The following is a 16,543-nucleotide window of genomic DNA, read 5'->3' on the forward strand; positions in this document are numbered from 1 at the left end:
CCAATAAGACATTTTCAACAGAAAGAAGATGAAATACAGACGCTTTTCTACTATCATCCTGCCGCCTGAGCGCAAGCGTTTGCTTTCTTTTCTCATTCCTTGCTGACAGGCGCCAATCCGAATTTTTCTATGGAGGGACGCCTAAAAATGACCACACTAACAATCACACGCCCTGACGACTGGCACGTTCACCTACGCGATGGTGAAGTTCTGACCCATACCGTCCAAGACATCAGCCGCTACAATGGTCGCGCGCTGATTATGCCGAACACGGTTCCTCCTGTTACCAACACTGAAATGGCCATCGCCTACCGCGATCGCATCATGGCAGAAAAGCCGTCTGCACAGTTCGAGCCCCTGATGGCGCTTTACCTGACAGACAACACAACGCAAGAAGAAATCAAAAAAGCAAAACAAGCGGGTGTTGTGGCTGCAAAACTCTACCCTGCTGGCGCAACCACCAACTCAGATTCTGGTGTGACGTCTGCGCGTAATATCTACCCAGTATTGGAAGCCATGCAGGAAGTCGGCATGCTTTTGCTTATCCACGGTGAAGTCACCACCCATGACGTAGATATCTTCGACCGTGAGAAAGCATTCCTAGATACCGTGTTAGCGCCAATCGTTAACGATTTTCCAGAACTGAAAATTGTGCTTGAACACATCACCACCGCTGACGCAGCCACCTTTGTGAAAAACGCCAACGACAACGTAGCGGCAACCATTACTGCGCACCACTTGATGTATAACCGCAACCACATGCTGGTTGGTGGCATTAAGCCGCACTTCTACTGCTTGCCGATTTTGAAGCGCAACACGCACCAAAAAGCCTTGGTAGAAGCCGCAACCAGTGGCAGTAAGAAATTCTTCTTGGGTACAGACTCTGCCCCTCACGCCAAAGGCGCGAAAGAATCTGCGTGTGGTTGTGCCGGTTCTTACACCGCTCACGCCGCGCTAGAACTTTACGCAGAAGTGTTCGAGCAAGAAGGCAAACTGGACAACCTAGAAGCGTTCGCCAGCTTCAGTGGCCCCGACTTCTACGGCCTACCGCGCAACAGCGATACCGTGACCCTCACGAAAGAAGAATGGACAGTGCCAGAAACCATGCCATTTGGTTCTGACATTGTGGTGCCCATTCGTGGTGGTGAAAGCATTAGCTGGAAAGTGAAGTAACCGGAAAGCAAAATAACTGAAAAGTAAAATACCCGAAGAGCTTCGCTTGCTCGTCAGCGAGTAACGCGTAAATAATTCCAAGGCGCAAATGATTGAAAAGGCCCAACCACTGTGTGGTTGGGCCTTTTTTATTTAGTCACTTTTTGTATTCACTAACCATGCAATTCAATCGTTAGCGTTAGCTCACTCAACCCGCTATTCGCGTGTTACCGCATCCACAAAATAGTGATCAACACCGTCGATGTTTTCACACACCAAGCCGTGTACATCGGTTTCAAAACCAGGGAAGCGCTGATTGAAATCACGCACAAACTGCAAATAGCGCACGATGGTTTTATTAAACAGCTCACCCGGAATAAGTAGCGGAATACCCGGAGGGTAAGGTGTCACCAGCATGGCGGTGATGCGCCCTTCCAACTCATCAATAGCAACACGTTCAATCTGGCGGTGCGCCATTTTCGACCATGCATCCGCTGGCGTCATCGCGGGTTCAATGTCAGACAAATACATCTCAGTGGTAATACGCGCCAAATCATATTCTTTGTAAACGTTATGAATATCCGTACAAAGATCACGCAAGCCCATTTTGCTGTATTTTGGCTGACGCGCCGCGAATTCCGGCATCACGCGCCACAGTGGCAGGTTCTGATCGTAATCATCTTTAAACTGCTGCAACTCCGTCACCATCGAGTTCCAGCGGCCTTTGGTAATACCAATGGTGAACATGATGAAGAAGGAATACAGCCCCGTTTTTTCAATGATGATGCCATGCTCCGCCAAGTATTTACTGACGATAGACGCAGGAATACCGATGTCATCGAATTTACCGTCCACGTCCAAGCCGGGGTTAATAATGGTCGCTTTAATCGGATCAAGCATATTAAAGCCCGAATCAATCTGACCAAATCCATGCCATTTGTCATCGGTATGGATCACCCAATCATCACGCTCGCCAATCCCCTCATCTTCAAACGTGTCTGGCCCCCACACCTTGAACCACCAATCTTCACCGAACTCATCGTCGACTTTTCGCATCGCTCGACGAAAATCTAACGCTTCAAGAATGGACTCTTCCACCAATGCCGTGCCACCCGGAGGTTCCATCATGGCTGCCGCCACATCGCACGATGCTATGATCGCGTACTGCGGGCTTGTGGATGAATGCATCAAATACGCTTCATTGAAACGATGCGTATCAAGCTTACGGTTTTGACTGTCTTGCACCAGAATTTGCGACGCTTGAGACAAGCCCGCCAACAGCTTATGGGTAGATTGCGTGGCGAACACCAGCGCATCTTCTGAACGAGGACGATCAGACGCAATGGCGTGCATGTTGCGATAAAAATGGTGGAACGACGCATGCGGCAACCACGCTTCATCAAAATGCAGGGTATCAATGGTTGAACCCAGCATCCCTTTTATCTCTTCCACGTTATACAACACACCGTCATACGTGCTTTGTGTAATGGTCAAAATGCGCGGCTTTTTGTTCACAGCCTTGCTCGCAAACGGATGTTTTTCAATCTTCTTGCGAATCGCTTCTGGGGCAAACTCGGCTTTGGGGATCGGGCCGATAATGCCGTAATGGTTACGCGTCGGCGTTAAGAAAACAGGAATCGCGCCGGTCATAATAATGGAGTGCAAGATCGACTTATGGCAGTTGCGATCGACCACCACCACGTCGCCAGGGGCAACCGTCGAGTGCCACACCACTTTGTTCGACGTCGACGTGCCATTGGTAACAAAAAACAGGTGATCACAACCGAAAATACGCGCTGCATTTTCTTCACTGTCATAAACAGGGCCGGTGTGATCTAGCAGTTGTCCAAGCTCATCGACGGAATTACACACGTCAGCGCGAAGCATATTCTCACCAAAGAATTGGTGGAACATTTGGCCGACAGGGCTTTTCAAAAACGCCACACCGCCCGAGTGCCCTGGGCAGTGCCAAGAATATGAACTGTCATTGGCATAATCCATCAAGGCATTGAAGAACGGCGGAGCCAATGAATCTAAATACTTGTTGGCTTCACGAATAATGTGTCGCGCTACAAATTCAGGCGTGTCTTCAAACATATGAATAAAGCCGTGCAATTCGCGCAAAATGTCATTGGGTATGTGGCGCGATGTGCGCGTTTCGCCATACAGAAACACAGGAATGTCGCGATTGCGTTTGCGCACGGCGTGCAGAAAATCACGTACCGCCGTCAGCGCGATATTCACGTCATTTTCATCATTGGTGTCGAACTCTTCATCGTCTATCGAGACAATAAAACACGAAGCGCGGCTGGCCTGCTGCGCGAACGACGTTAAGTCGCCATAACTTGTAAAACCGACAACTTCCATGCCCTCATTGCTGATAGCCTCAGCAAGATCCCGGATACCCGACCCTGAAATATTTTCAGAGCGGAAGTCTTCATCAATGATTACGATGGGAAAGCGAAATTTCATCAGTTGAGTGTCACCTGTTAAAGAAAAAGATACGGTTTATCGCCTGCACGATGAAAAGAAATGCGAAGGAGAATTCGCCCCTCTTTTCGCGCTAATAGTAGCAGCATCAATAAATTGGGAAAGCGAATAGTCTCGCCCTGAGCGCTTCAAAATTAAAATAGTTGCACAAAATTCGCATAACAATTCAACCCCAGTGATCTTGACTACTCCCAACATCGTCTCCGATATTTCGTCGACAATTCCACCAAATCGGCAGCATGAATCTTCCATTGGCGAATAGCGATTAGCGATTAGCGATTAGCGATTAGCGATTAGCGATTAGCGATTAGCGATTAGCGAAAACTTAAAAGGCCTCACCGTGATGTGGTTAGGCCTTTTGGTTATGAGCGATCGACCCACTGAATCAGCGTTGTCGAAAATGAAATTACAGCACTCTTAGGCTTTTCACGCTCAAGGTGCTGGTTTCGCCAGTTTTAAAATTCAGTTTTGGCGAAAGGTAGATGTCTTTTACATTGCTTAGGTTGAGTGCAATTTTCTTCGTGCTTTCAGGTGCCCAGCTCGGTTGGGCAAAATCATTGGCATTCAGCGTTACCGTTGTCCACTCATCAGACGCAGGGATCACGGTTTGGTAGTGCGCGTAGGAACCATCGCCGCTTGAACCAAAATCAGACTGGTTAAACTTAACCGAAACGTCTGCGCCAGAACGGTAAGTGATCTCAACAAAAGACACGCCCGTTAGCGCAGTATCCGTCGCACAAATCAGCTCTACAAACGGCCAATTCTTACCTTCCTGCTTTTTGTACAAGGTGAATTCAACATTGATTTCATCATTTTGAACCAATGGGCTGTTCGCTTTGAAGCTCGAACCAAAGTTATCTGTCGCCGCCTTCCAATTCGCCGTGTGAAGTAAATTAACGCCCTTAATGTCGTCTGCCGCTTGAGCGATAGGCATCGCTAAACTGCTGAACATAAGCGCACCAAATAGAAAGAGTTTAGAAGAAGTGATTGTCATGTTAGTCAGAAACCTTATGTGAATAATGGTTTCTTCAGTATGGATTTACCGAAATAACCTGTCTGTAAACAAGACGTTAAACTATGAGACAGGTCATTTGGCGGTGGTTTTGGTGAGTGAATTTGCGAGTGGCAGTTACTTTTGTTTGATGGTGAGTGAAAGAACCAAAGCCACTGCGCAGAGGGCGGATTTCAAAACCAGACTGATAGAGACGGACATTTAGTGTCGGTTACTAGAAGATTGCTAAAGTGGCTGTCCCTTTATTGCATTAGCTGTATTTACCACCTCACAATCAGTCGAGAATGTCTCTCAAAAAGATTAGTTTTGGAATACGATTACCCTTTTTATCTCCCCCCCAAACAACAGTTATGTGCCCATTAATTGAGAGTTTGTTTTTTAGGTCTAAGGGTTTGATAGTTGGGTCAAGCTGCAACTTTACACGTTTATTATGTAGTGATGGAGCAACCACAGCCCAACCTCTTTTGGTTGAGTCTAGATCTATTGCCCGTATTTCAAGCCTTACATCGTGAAAATCTTCAATGACTTCTTCAAGCTCTTCAGAAGCCGACTTATATTCAGGCATTGCTCGAACTGAGTCATTTGTGATCCTAAGATGAGGGTCGTCGTTAAATGTAATTGTAGCGTTCGCATCGAGTTTTGCTGGCTTTACAACATTGAGCGCATTCTTTGCTAACTTCTCTTTGTCTTTAATTGCAGAAATTACGATGGACGTAAATTCATCAGCAGTCATATCGACCATTCCTGCGCCAATTTGAATAATAGTATTATTATTAGCTTCAATTGTTGCTTTCGCCTCTTTATCAGAGGGTGAAGATGACTTACCTAAATAATAAGAACCACCAGCTAGAATCATTGCTACTAATACCGCTGACAAAAAGTTTGGATTATTGTTCATGATTTTCTCAATACCTAATTTTTGCCTCGTGTTATCAATGCACTCATCAAATCTTTGCTGGTTTCCAAAGATAAGTTTTACAACTAAATCTTCCCATACACTATCGGAACGAAGCTCCTTAATGAAAACTTCAACATCAATAATCTTTGCGTCGGGGAAAAGAGCTTCAAGCACTTCAGGTGCTTGTTTGACAAGGCATTCAAAGGCAATAAGAGAATGAGCTATTTCACCAAGTGGAACGTATTCTTTATTAGAGTAGTAAACTCGCTGGCTAACTTCATGGTACTGCATATTGCCTCAAAATAATAATTAAAATCTCATGTATAACACATCACTCAATAATCTAATTGATTGACATAATTCATGATATAGCTAACGCAAAAATCAGCAGCGAGTTTACGAGTACGCTAAATTTTCTTGTTCAATGATTTTCATGCGATTGGACACTTCTTTCTCTAGCTCCATCATTTTCATTTGCATATCTTGTTGCTTCATCGATGAATTTTCCAAACCATGCTTAACTTGTGCATACTCGTCAGAAAGTGCCGCATATCGTTTCATTATGTACTCATATTCCGGATTATCTATGTCGTCTCTTAATAGATGCTCCTTATGATGTCGCATGTCATTCCGCACTGATTCTAATTCATGCAGACGCTGCTGAAGCATATGACGCTCTTCTTCGTATGTCATCATTATATGCTTACTGCGTTCCAACTCTTCAAATAGCCGGCTCATTTCCATTTTTCGTCTTTTGAGGTATTCCATCTCCCTCATGCGTTTATGAGCAAGCTTATCTCGTCGCTTCACTTCCCTGATTTCTTCAACCACTTCGTCGCTGACTTGTTCGTCTAGATTTTCTCTCGCCAACTCTAGAAAACGGTCAGCTTGATACATATGGAACGTGTTGTTAGCCCTATCCTTAAATTCCTTAACTAGCTCAGGGCGTGGGCCTACAGTTTTACCTTTGAATTTTTCCCACCAATCCTCTTTCTTATCATCAGTGACCAGTACTACACCCTTTCCTGATTCAATTGCCTTGTCAATTACCTGAGACCAAACGATAAGGTCACCATATTTCCTGCATTTCTCAGCAAAAACCTCACTATCACCAGACTTGGAGCCGTCTTTGAAACCTGGAGGTATTTTTTGTTTATATCTCTCTTCACCTTCCAAAATAAGCTCTTCAAGCCTATCTTTTTCAAAAGGAGAGCCAACCCTGTTTTCAAAAATAGAAGCAAGAGCATCTTTTATTTCATCGTTCGATATTCGTGCAGTATGAACAGATTTATTATTTTTCAACTCCTCACAAAGCTCTTCAAATACTCGACTTACTTTATCCATTGTCCCCGAGCTAACAAATGGGTGTTGTCGAGCATTCTCCAGATCACTTCTTAATGAGTTAATCGATTTAGTAGTGTCGTCATATGACTTTTCTTGTTGGTCGATAACAGACAAACGATTGTTAAAATACTCTTCTGCTGCTCTATGCGGGAGCCAAGCTCTGTTTTTTATCTTCTCTAAAATACGAAGAAATTCACTTCTTGTAGTATCTGAATATCGATACAAATTTAGTAAAATATTGGCATCAAACACGAACAGTGACGTATCCCATACTTCTCTAAGATGCCCCTCACTTTCTTTAAAATGGCCGGGGAACAGATCCTTCATGCTACCTCCTTCATTGAACAGCTTATTAGATCCCAAAACGGCATGTTTAATCCCACCACCAAGACCAACAACAACGCGATCTGCCTTCATCGTCACTTCAGACGACCTGCAATTTCTCGCCCAGTCGACATGCCCACAATTTTGGCGTTAAAGATACCACGAAACACAAAAATCCATACTATTGATGAGTCACATATTCCGTACAACTGACTGATATTTATCTAAATATGCATGTTGCGTCGCAACAAATTTCTTATGGAAGGTTCTGGCGTGGGATTGAAGTAAACGAGGTAGAGGTAAAAGAAACCAAACAGTGCGCGCTTGGCGCACTGTTTGTTGGCGTTTTTATGTTGTGAAGCGGGAAGCTAAAACGGTATTGCGTCGCCTTGTTTTACCAGCAGTTTAAGTTCGCCGGTTTCATGGTGGGGTAAGGTGCGGTGCTTATTTGGTGGTAGATCATTAAACGCGGTGGCGAGTATTTGTAAAGTATCGCCGTGTGCCACCAGCAAGATCACTTCATTGTGATATTTGGCTTCGAGGGCATTGATTAAATTCAATGCACGGGCTCTGACTTGGGCGGTGCTTTCTACGCCGTTTTCTGTGTTATCCGCCGTGAGCGCGTCTTGCGCCCACACCTGCTCATAGGCGGCGGAGGTCTTCCCTTCCCAATCACCGAAATAACGCTCGCGCAGGCGAATATCAAGCTTGGGTTCTGGCAAGTTAAGCGTGTTGGCAACAATCGCGGCGGTTTCTCTGGTGCGCGTGAAATCTGAAGCGAAAATCTGGGTGATTGGTGCGCCTTGGTATTGTTCGGCGGCGGTTTTGGCTTGCTGTTCACCGAGTGGCGAAAGGCCATATTGTTCGCAGCCGATGGCTGGGTCACTGACCACGATGTCAGCCACATTGGCTTGGCTCTGGCCATGTCGCATCACCAAATAGGTGTTGTTAAATACTGTCATCACACGTCCCTTTCGTTCTCATTCTTTTCATTCTGCTCAGTTTGTCCTGTCTGTGGTCAGGAAAACGCGTTCATAAAACCAATGTGCCGCGCTGCATGGCTAAAGGCTAATGCAGCCGCCCTGACTTTGCTATTCCCTTCATGCTTATGAGCGATAAACACGCAAAACCTTCATCTGACTGAAACCAGAGTTTCACATTCGCTTGCTAACAATACGCACCAGCAAACACGGAAATGACCATATGCTCATAATCACAGATTAGCCTGACTTGAATGAGCATTTGACCATAAATTGACTCAAAAATGAGCATTTGGTCAACAAAGGAATGTTGGTAGCAATCAAATGCTCAAAGATGTTGGCGAAATGTTAAATCAAGAACTAGGTTGAGTAGAAAATGGAGAAGCACGCAGTATGACTCTGGATTCCAAGCTCAAATCTAAAACCGAGATTCGGCGCGAGTTGATCATTGAGATGACCCAAGCCAAAGGCAATGTGTCTGTCGAAATGCTAACCGAGTTTCTCGGCGTGTCGGCACAAACCGTGCGACGCGACATTAATCAGCTTTGCGGTGAGAACTTGTTACGCAGACGGCATGGCGGTGTGGAAAGCTTTGAGCGTCAACTCAATGCCCCCTACCAACAGCGTGCATTGACCAAATCTGCTGAGAAGCGCGCCATTGCGCGTGCCGTGGCCGAGATCATTCCTGATGGTGCAACCATTTTCATTTCCATTGGCTCAACCCCGGCCATTGTTGCCGAAGCGCTTTCGCAAAAATCTGAACTGACGGTGATGACCAATAACCTGAATGCCGCGATGACGCTGAGTAATGAGCCGTCTAATCGCATCATCATTCCCGGCGGTGAATTGCGAATGCCTGACCGCGACATTCTCGGTGATGGCGTGTTGGATTTCTTTAATAGCTACCGCGCCGAATTCGGCATTTTTGGGGTGGCAGGCGTATCAGAAGACGGCGGCATGTTGGATTTTCATGCATCAGAAGTGCGCGTTCGTGAAGCCATTCGCACCCATTGCAAAACATCTGTGTTGGTGATGGACAGTACCAAGCTAACACGCACAGCACCCGCCGTTGGCGGCAGTATTTTCGATGTTGACCAGATCATCATGGATCGGCATCCCGGTGATGATTTTTCTGCGCTCTCTGAGCGTGTGGGAGATCGTCTGAAGTTAGTTGGAGGCGAGGTTTGATGAACACAGAGTCCTTTGTGGTATTCGACAATATTGGCAAGCGCTGGAAGGGTCAGCTTGGTGTCGAAAACATTTCTATGCAGATCCCCGAAGGATCGTTTGTCGCCTTACTTGGGCCGTCGGGTTGCGGTAAATCCACCACATTGCGCTTGCTGGCGGGGCTGGAAATTCCCGATGAAGGCAATATTTATATTGATGGCCTTGATGTGACAGAAATGGCGCCGTCTGCACGCAACCTGTCGATGGTGTTTCAGTCTTATGCCCTTTTCCCGCACCTTTCTGTGGCGGAAAACGTCATGTTCGGCATGAAGGTACGAAAAGTGCCCAAGCAAGAACGCTTGGAAAAGCTCAACAACGCGCTCGATATTACTGGGCTTCTTGGTTACGAAGACCGAAAGCCCGGCGAACTATCGGGCGGTCAGCGTCAACGCGTGGCACTGGCGCGAGCGATTGTGGCAGGTCAGCCATTGTGTTTGATGGATGAACCCCTTTCAAACCTTGATGCCAAGCTGCGCCATTCGGTGCGAAAAGACATTAAGAAGCTGCAACGCGATCTCGGCATGACGGTGGTGTATGTCACCCACGACCAAACCGAAGCCATGAGCATGGCTGACATCATCATCTTGATGAAGGACGGTCACATCATGCAGACCGGTTCGCCACGCGAGCTTTATAACCAACCTCAGAATACGTTTGCTGCCGAGTTCATTGGCGCGCCGCCGATGGCGTTGATCAATGGCGGCACAATTTCAGGCAGCGACCATGCTGACAAAGTAGGCGTAAGAACTGAAAACGTGACCGTGGTGGAAGCCGGACAAGGCCGTTTAACCTGCACGGTGGCAGAAAGTGAATACCTTGGCGAAGAAACGCACGTGTTGTTAGAACACCCTGCCGCCAAAGGGCTTGTGGTGAAAATGCACGGCTATGCTTCACTGAAAGAAGGCAGCACCGTCGATATTACCTTTGAGGATTCGGCGCTGCACTACTTCGATAACAAAGGTAACAGGATGACTTAGCAAAGCATGCTGAGCTGTTATTCCCGCACTGCTTGTTGATGGGATTCAAACGCAGTGCGGGGATCGAACTTGAGATAAATGTTCAACTAAACCAATGGTGAAACTATGAAGTTCTCTACGTTATTCAGTTGTGCCTTTGCGGGTACATTTGCTTTAGCCACCACCTCTGCGGCTGCGGTCACAGAGCTAAACATGTACTACCCGATTGCCGTGGGCGGCTCGCTAACCAAGGTGGTCGATAAATTAGTAGACGATTTTGAAGCTCAGAATCCGGATATTAAAGTCAACGCCATTTACTCGGGCAACTATGATGACACCCGCGTTCGTGCCCTGTCTGCACTCAATTCAGGAGAACCTGCACAGCTTGCGGTAATGTTCTCGATTGATGTGTATGACTTGATTGACCAAGAGATCATTTCGCCATTCGATGAAGTCATTAATGTGGAAACCGACAAAGCATGGCTGGAAGATTTCTACCCAGCGCTGATGGAAAACGGTCAGGCAGAAGGCCAAACCTGGGGCATTCCGTTCCAGCGTTCCACCATTGTGGCTTACTACAACAAAGACATGTTTAGAGCCGCAGGTCTTGACCCAGAAAAGCCACCAACAACGTGGGCGGAAATGGTCGAAATGGGCAAAAAGCTCACCAACGATGACACCTACGGCATCATGATCCCATCAACGGGCTACCCCTACTGGATGTTCCAAGCGCTGGCGATTCAGAACGGCAAAAAGCTGATGTCGGATGACGGCTTAACCACGTATTTTGATGACAAAGACGTGGTGGATACGCTGAAATTCTGGAAATCACTCTCGACTGAACATGGCGTGATGCCATCTGGCACGGTGGAATGGGGCACGCTACGTCAGGCATTCCTTGAAGGTAAAACCGCCATGATGTGGCATTCAACGGGCAACCTGACCGCAGTGAAAAATGCGGCGAAATTTGATTTCGGCGTGGCGATGCTTCCGGGCAATGTGCGCTTAGGTTCACCAACGGGCGGCGGTAACTTCTACATCTTCAAAGACACCTCTGACGAAGAAAAAGCCGCTTCACTGAAACTCATCAAATTTATGACTGCGCCTGAACAAGCGGCGCAATGGTCAATCGCAACCGGTTATATGGGTGTTTCCAAAGGCGCATATAAAACAGAAGCACTGAAAAATTACGTCGTGGAATTCCCACCTGCCTTGGTTGCAAGCAACCAACTGGAACATGCGGTGGCGGAGTTCTCAACCTATGAAACCGCGCGTGTTCGTGAAGGGTTGAACAACGCGATTCAGTCTGCGCTTACGGGCAATAAAACGCCGGAAGAGGCACTGGGTGAAGCGCAGCAATCAGCGCAACGTCTGCTTCGTAACTACCAGTAGAAGATCAAACCACTGTCAGTCGCAGTTCAACTAACAGTGGGTAAAGACTCATTATCTAACCCGCAGACACCTCACCGCCGCTTGGGTGGGGTGTCTGTCCCATACCGAGCAGTATTATGAATCATTACGCGGAAATGGAACGTCGCAGGCAGCACCTCTATGGGTGGTTTCTCCTCACGCCTGCGGCCATTCTGTTAACACTGTTTGCGTTTTATCCGTCATTAGCGACGTTCTGGGAAAGCTTGTTTTCCAAAGGCACGCGACGCAGACCCTCCGAATTTGTCGCCATGGAGAACTACACGGATCTGTTTAACGATCCCACGTTCTGGATTGTGGTGAAGAACAACCTGTTTTATGCCGCCATGACCATTCCGATCTCGATTGCTATCGCACTGATCATGGCGCTGTGGGCAAACTCGAAAATTTCAGGCAAAGGCTTTGTCCGAACGGCTTACTTCACGCCGACCGTGCTGCCGATGATTGCTGCTGCAAACCTTTGGCTGTTTTTCTACACGCCTGATCTGGGTGTACTCGATCAAATTGGGGCATTGTTTGGTTTTGAATCCGTCAACTGGCTGGGCCGTCCCGAAACCGCGCTGTGGGCGGTGATCATCGTGACCATCTGGAAAGAAGCGGGTTTCTTCATGATTTTCTATCTCGCGGCATTGCAGACCATTCCTGCCGATTACAAAGAAGCCGCCGACATTGAAGGCACTAGCCGCTGGACCTACACCCGCCGTATTGTGCTGCCCCTTTTAATGCCGACTACCTTGTTCATCACGGTGAACGCGATGATCAACTCGGTCAAACTCATCGACCATTTATTTATTCTGACCAAAGGCGGGCCGTCTGATTCGTCCAAGCTGATCCTTTATTACATCTGGGAAATGGCCTTCGCCTTCTTCGATGCGCCACATGCCGCCGCCATGACGGTATTGGTGTTGCTAGTGCTGGGCATTGCTGCCGCTGTACAGTTCTTGTACCTCGATAAAAGGACGCATTACCAATGAGTTCCGTATCCTCAATGAAAAGCGTATCTGGGATGAAAATGGTTGAAAAATACCTCGATTCCTTTGGTGCATTGCTGCTGGCGGTGATTTGGATTTCACCGCTGTTATTTGCGTTTTGGGCGGCATTTCATACCACGTCTGATGCGGTGAACTTCAATGTGATGTCCGCGTGGACACTCGATAATTTCAGGGTGGCGTGGGAAGGCGCACCGTGGATCAAATACTTCATCAACACCTTCTTTTTGGTCACCATTGTTTTGATCGGCCAGTTTGTGATCACCACCTTGGCAGGCTTTGCCTTCGCGCAGGTCAAATTCCCTGGTAAAGATTTCGTGTTCATTCTGGTGTTACTCCAGTTGTTCATCTTGCCGGAAGTGCTGATCGTCGAAAACTATGCCATCACGTCAAAACTGGGGTTGTTCGATACCATTTTGGGTGTGGGTATGCCTTACATGGCAAGTGCTTTCGGGATATTCCTGATGCGCCAGTCGTTCAAATCCGTGCCCTATGAATTGCACGAAGCAGCCAGCGTTGAGGGCTGTTCACTGTTCGGCATTTTGATGAAGGTGTATGTGCCATTGGCGAAACCGACTTACTTAGCTTACGCGCTGGTATCGGTTTCGACGCATTGGAATAACTTCCTGTGGCCGTTAATTGTGACCAATTCCGACGATACACGCCCACTGACCGTTGGCCTTTCAATCTTTGGCGCACCAGAGAACGGGGTCGATATTTCGGTGATTTCCGCCGCGACCATGATGTCGGTTGCGCCACTGCTGATCGCGTTTTTGATTTTCCAACGCCAGTTTGTGCAAGCATTCTTGCGTGCGGGTATTAAATAGTCGAATAGCTAAGTAGAGGCTTTATTGTGACTCGGATTATTCAAATAACAGATATTCACCTGACTGTGCCGCCACACAAGGTGTCCGGTCAGCTGAATACTTACGCACTGTTTGAACAGGCGATAGATAAGATTGAACAAGATCTTCCGTTGTTCGGTGACGTTGACGCCATTATCGCAACAGGCGACATCACAGATTACGGCGATGTGGAAAGCTATGAGCTGTTTAAGACACAGATTGAGCGCCTCAACTTGCCCTATTTGGTGATACCGGGTAACCATGACAGCCGCGAAGCCATGAATGCGAGCTTTCCGCAATTTGCGGGGTTCGCCCCTCACGATGAAATCAATTGGGTGCAGGAATATTCAGATTTCGATGTGATTGGGTTGGATTCGGTTATCCCCCATCAAGGCGGAGGGGCGTTGTCAGCATCTACCTTGCACTTTTTGGAACGCGCACTTGCGACAAACCAAAACAAGCCGGCGTTGATTGCCCTCCATCACCCGCCGTTTGAATCTGGCATTCGGTTCATGGACAGCATTGGTTTAAAAGGCGCTGACGACATGGCCGATTTGTTGAACCAGACATCACGAGAAGTCCGGGTGATTTGCGGCCATTTGCATAACAGCATTGTGTGCAACATGGGCCAAGCGACCGTGTTGTCCTCCCCCGCTATTGCCAGTAGCTTCATGACCGACCACCGACCGAACGCCCCAGTGGGCTTCACACAAAAACCCGGCGGTTACATGCTTCATGAGTGGCAAAACGGCTTTCGCAGCAGCTACCTTTCTTTGTCACCAAATGGGGATCTTTATCCGTTTTAAGGCAGAAAACGACGCTGTTCGCGTCGTTTTCTCTTCATGTCAATTTTCGATAATCAGGAAGCACAAAGCCTCTCAATTCTCACAAAATGCTCTCAATGCCCTGCTAAATCTCTCAATATCTAAACATTTCCACATTGATGCAATATTGTGGTCTGCCGTCTGTTCTTTATCTACTCAATACACAAAAAATGATAGGACGTGTTCCGTGATGAGACTCTGTGTACTCCCCGTGTCTGGGCTTGCCTTGTTGGCGTTATCCATCAATGTGGCCGCTAACGAAAAATATGACAACTACGGCTTTGTGGGTGGCAGTGTCACTGTCGGAGAATCGGTATTTTCTAACGGTGGAGCAAAAGGCGGCGTAGAACCCAATATTTTCTACAACGGTGAATATGGGTTTATTGATGGCAGCTTGTTGAACTATTCCGTGTTGCCTTGGGTGGGTATTTCAGGCCAATGGCGATTCGCTGAAGTTTCTGATGATTTTGATGATTTTGATGATATTCCAAATGGTATCCATGATCGCGACGGCAATGGCGAGTTAGGCCTCACCTTAGGCACTGTCGGCGCTAGGCTGACGTATTTGCATGATGTTACCAACGAGCACAACGGCTATGAAGTGCAACTGCATTTGGGGCGAGCCTTTCATACCCCTTTTGAACCATTCACTCTTTCTCCGTATGTCGAAGTGGATTACCGTGATGCTAAGTTGTCGAATCATCTTTATAGGGTGTCAACGAACGAAAGCCGTGCCTCTGGTCTTGATGCTTTCGATTCAGGCAGCACTTGGGTATATAAATCGGGCTTGATAGGAATATACGATTTTTCTGACGAATTCATTGGTTTAACCAAGTTAGAGCTTGAACATCACGACAACGCCAGTCCATTGGTGCAGCAAGATGTGGCCTGGCAATTTAGCATTGGGGCAGCGTATACATTTTGATCCGAGTTTGCCCTTTCATTGTTGGCGATGCTCACTCCATCGCCCTGCGATTTCCCAGCCACTTCACGCACAAGAAAAACCTGATATCGCCCTATTTCAATCCACATTTGCCAGCATTTAGCAGACTCTACTGATAACCATCTACCCACCGTCGGGAATATTTCGTTCTTTAGCGGCTTCCTCAAAATATGATTGCCTTAACATGAAGTATGTTCAAAACAATCGACTCACCCGCAATTCTATTAACATAAGCATCAAATGTTAGCTTACTGTTAATCATGTCAAAGAATGAAACGCATGTTTATATATAATCCATTGAAAGATATGTAATTAAAAACAAGCGTTGGATGATGATAAATAAACATGTCTACATACTCTCCGGAGATGCCACGTGGTCCAGCTTTGTCTTGGCGGGATTAAAATCCATCTTTTCAAATCACACATTTTCCGCATTGTCAGAGCCTGAACAACTGTGGGCGCTTGAGGAAAATAGCATTGTGATTTTTGACAAATCGACGTTGGGACACCCCTCTTCACTGTTAATTTCCCCCGTAGAACGTGGAGGACAGTGGCTAATCGTTAATGGCGAAGATATTGATGAGGAAAGCGTCTCTGGCCTGATTTCACTGGGCTTCTCTGGATTAATCATCTCGCCGTTCACGCTGGAAATGTTGCCTCGTGCCATCAGAACCATCACATCTGGTCAACTGTGGTTTAGTCGGAAAGCGATGTCCACCGCGCTTAAATTTCTCGTCAAGACGGGCGGAAATTCATGCCATTCGGTAAATGTGTTGAGCGCCAAACATTCCCTTTCTATACGTGAACAACAGGTATTTCTTCACCTGTTGCAAGGCAAAAGCAACAAAGACATTGCCGTACAACTGCACCTAAGCCCGAGCACAGTCAAATCTCATGTGTCCAGTATTTTGCTCAAAACAGGAAAAAGCAGTCGGAATCAATTGAGCACGCTCCTCTTAGAAGAAGACCAAGATCAAACTGAAGATCAGGCAGATACCGGGGCTAAAAAGTTCGCCCTTGAGCACACAGCGTGATCTTTAGTCCATTTCTAGTCCCTAAATGAATAACAATATAGACATTTGGCCGATACAAAAGCAGGTGCATGCCATCTAAAGTTCTCCCTATCAAGAC

14 protein-coding genes are annotated in these 16,543 nt (G+C 47.0%); 9 read left to right on the forward strand and 5 right to left on the reverse strand.

Annotated features, from left to right (window positions below; translation table 11 throughout):
* The first annotated feature begins 147 nt into the window (after nucleotides 1–147).
* Complete coding sequence (pyrC, locus tag AB8599_RS16180; RefSeq protein WP_407333935.1) at nucleotides 148–1,173, forward strand: dihydroorotase; 1,026 nt, start codon at nucleotides 148–150, stop codon at nucleotides 1,171–1,173.
* Nucleotides 1,174–1,368: 195 nt separating this feature from the next.
* Here pyrC and AB8599_RS16185 read toward each other — a convergent pair whose 3' ends face one another.
* The 5 genes from AB8599_RS16185 to AB8599_RS16205 form a co-directional block, all read right to left on the reverse strand.
* A complete protein-coding gene (locus AB8599_RS16185; protein WP_407333936.1) occupies nucleotides 1,369–3,624 on the reverse strand; it encodes an Orn/Lys/Arg decarboxylase N-terminal domain-containing protein in 2,256 nt (751 codons plus the stop codon).
* Nucleotides 3,625–4,048: 424 nt separating this feature from the next.
* Nucleotides 4,049–4,636, reverse strand: a complete 588-nt coding sequence (locus AB8599_RS16190; RefSeq protein WP_407333937.1) for a hypothetical protein — start codon at nucleotides 4,634–4,636, stop codon at nucleotides 4,049–4,051.
* A gap of 292 nt (nucleotides 4,637–4,928) precedes the next feature.
* The gene (locus AB8599_RS16195; protein ID WP_407333938.1) at nucleotides 4,929–5,843 is read right to left on the reverse strand and encodes a hypothetical protein; all 915 of its coding nucleotides are present in this window, start codon (nucleotides 5,841–5,843) and stop codon (nucleotides 4,929–4,931) included.
* 105 nt (nucleotides 5,844–5,948) lie between these two features.
* Nucleotides 5,949–7,313, reverse strand: coding sequence for a PIN-like domain-containing protein (locus AB8599_RS16200; protein ID WP_407333939.1), 1,365 nt, complete (start codon nucleotides 7,311–7,313; stop codon nucleotides 5,949–5,951).
* Nucleotides 7,314–7,588: 275 nt separating this feature from the next.
* On the reverse strand, nucleotides 7,589–8,182 hold the full coding sequence (locus tag AB8599_RS16205) for a histidine phosphatase family protein (RefSeq protein WP_407333940.1): 594 nt from the start codon (nucleotides 8,180–8,182) through the stop codon (nucleotides 7,589–7,591).
* 411 nt (nucleotides 8,183–8,593) lie between these two features.
* Between AB8599_RS16205 and AB8599_RS16210 the strand changes: the two genes are divergently transcribed.
* From AB8599_RS16210 to AB8599_RS16245, 8 genes are all read left to right on the forward strand, one after another.
* Nucleotides 8,594–9,388 carry a DeoR/GlpR family DNA-binding transcription regulator gene (locus AB8599_RS16210; RefSeq protein ID WP_407333941.1) on the forward strand — a complete coding sequence of 265 codons (795 nt, stop codon included), beginning with the start codon at nucleotides 8,594–8,596 and terminating at the stop codon, nucleotides 9,386–9,388.
* Entirely contained in the window at nucleotides 9,388–10,404 is a 1,017-nt protein-coding gene (locus AB8599_RS16215; protein WP_407333942.1) for an ABC transporter ATP-binding protein, read from the forward strand. The genes AB8599_RS16210 and AB8599_RS16215 overlap by 1 nt, the downstream gene beginning before the upstream one ends.
* Before the next feature lie 105 nt (nucleotides 10,405–10,509).
* Nucleotides 10,510–11,775, forward strand: coding sequence for an ABC transporter substrate-binding protein (locus AB8599_RS16220; RefSeq protein WP_407333943.1), 1,266 nt, complete (start codon nucleotides 10,510–10,512; stop codon nucleotides 11,773–11,775).
* A 116-nt stretch (nucleotides 11,776–11,891) separates the two neighbouring features.
* A complete protein-coding gene (locus AB8599_RS16225) occupies nucleotides 11,892–12,785 on the forward strand; it encodes a carbohydrate ABC transporter permease (RefSeq protein WP_407333944.1) in 894 nt (297 codons plus the stop codon).
* Nucleotides 12,782–13,627 carry a carbohydrate ABC transporter permease gene (locus AB8599_RS16230; RefSeq protein WP_407333945.1) on the forward strand — a complete coding sequence of 282 codons (846 nt, stop codon included), beginning with the start codon at nucleotides 12,782–12,784 and terminating at the stop codon, nucleotides 13,625–13,627. The genes AB8599_RS16225 and AB8599_RS16230 overlap by 4 nt, the downstream gene beginning before the upstream one ends.
* A gap of 26 nt (nucleotides 13,628–13,653) precedes the next feature.
* A complete protein-coding gene (locus AB8599_RS16235; RefSeq protein WP_407333946.1) occupies nucleotides 13,654–14,451 on the forward strand; it encodes a phosphodiesterase in 798 nt (265 codons plus the stop codon).
* Nucleotides 14,452–14,659: 208 nt separating this feature from the next.
* Nucleotides 14,660–15,394: a MipA/OmpV family protein gene (locus AB8599_RS16240; protein WP_407334412.1), complete on the forward strand. Its 735-nt coding sequence runs from the start codon at nucleotides 14,660–14,662 to the stop codon at nucleotides 15,392–15,394.
* A 347-nt stretch (nucleotides 15,395–15,741) separates the two neighbouring features.
* Nucleotides 15,742–16,446, forward strand: a complete 705-nt coding sequence (locus AB8599_RS16245; protein WP_407333947.1) for a response regulator transcription factor — start codon at nucleotides 15,742–15,744, stop codon at nucleotides 16,444–16,446.
* Nucleotides 16,447–16,543: the final 97 nt, after the last annotated feature.

The sequence above is a fragment of the Enterovibrio litoreus genome (genome assembly GCF_045679545.1).
Taxonomy (GTDB): Bacteria; Pseudomonadota; Gammaproteobacteria; order Enterobacterales; family Vibrionaceae; genus Enterovibrio.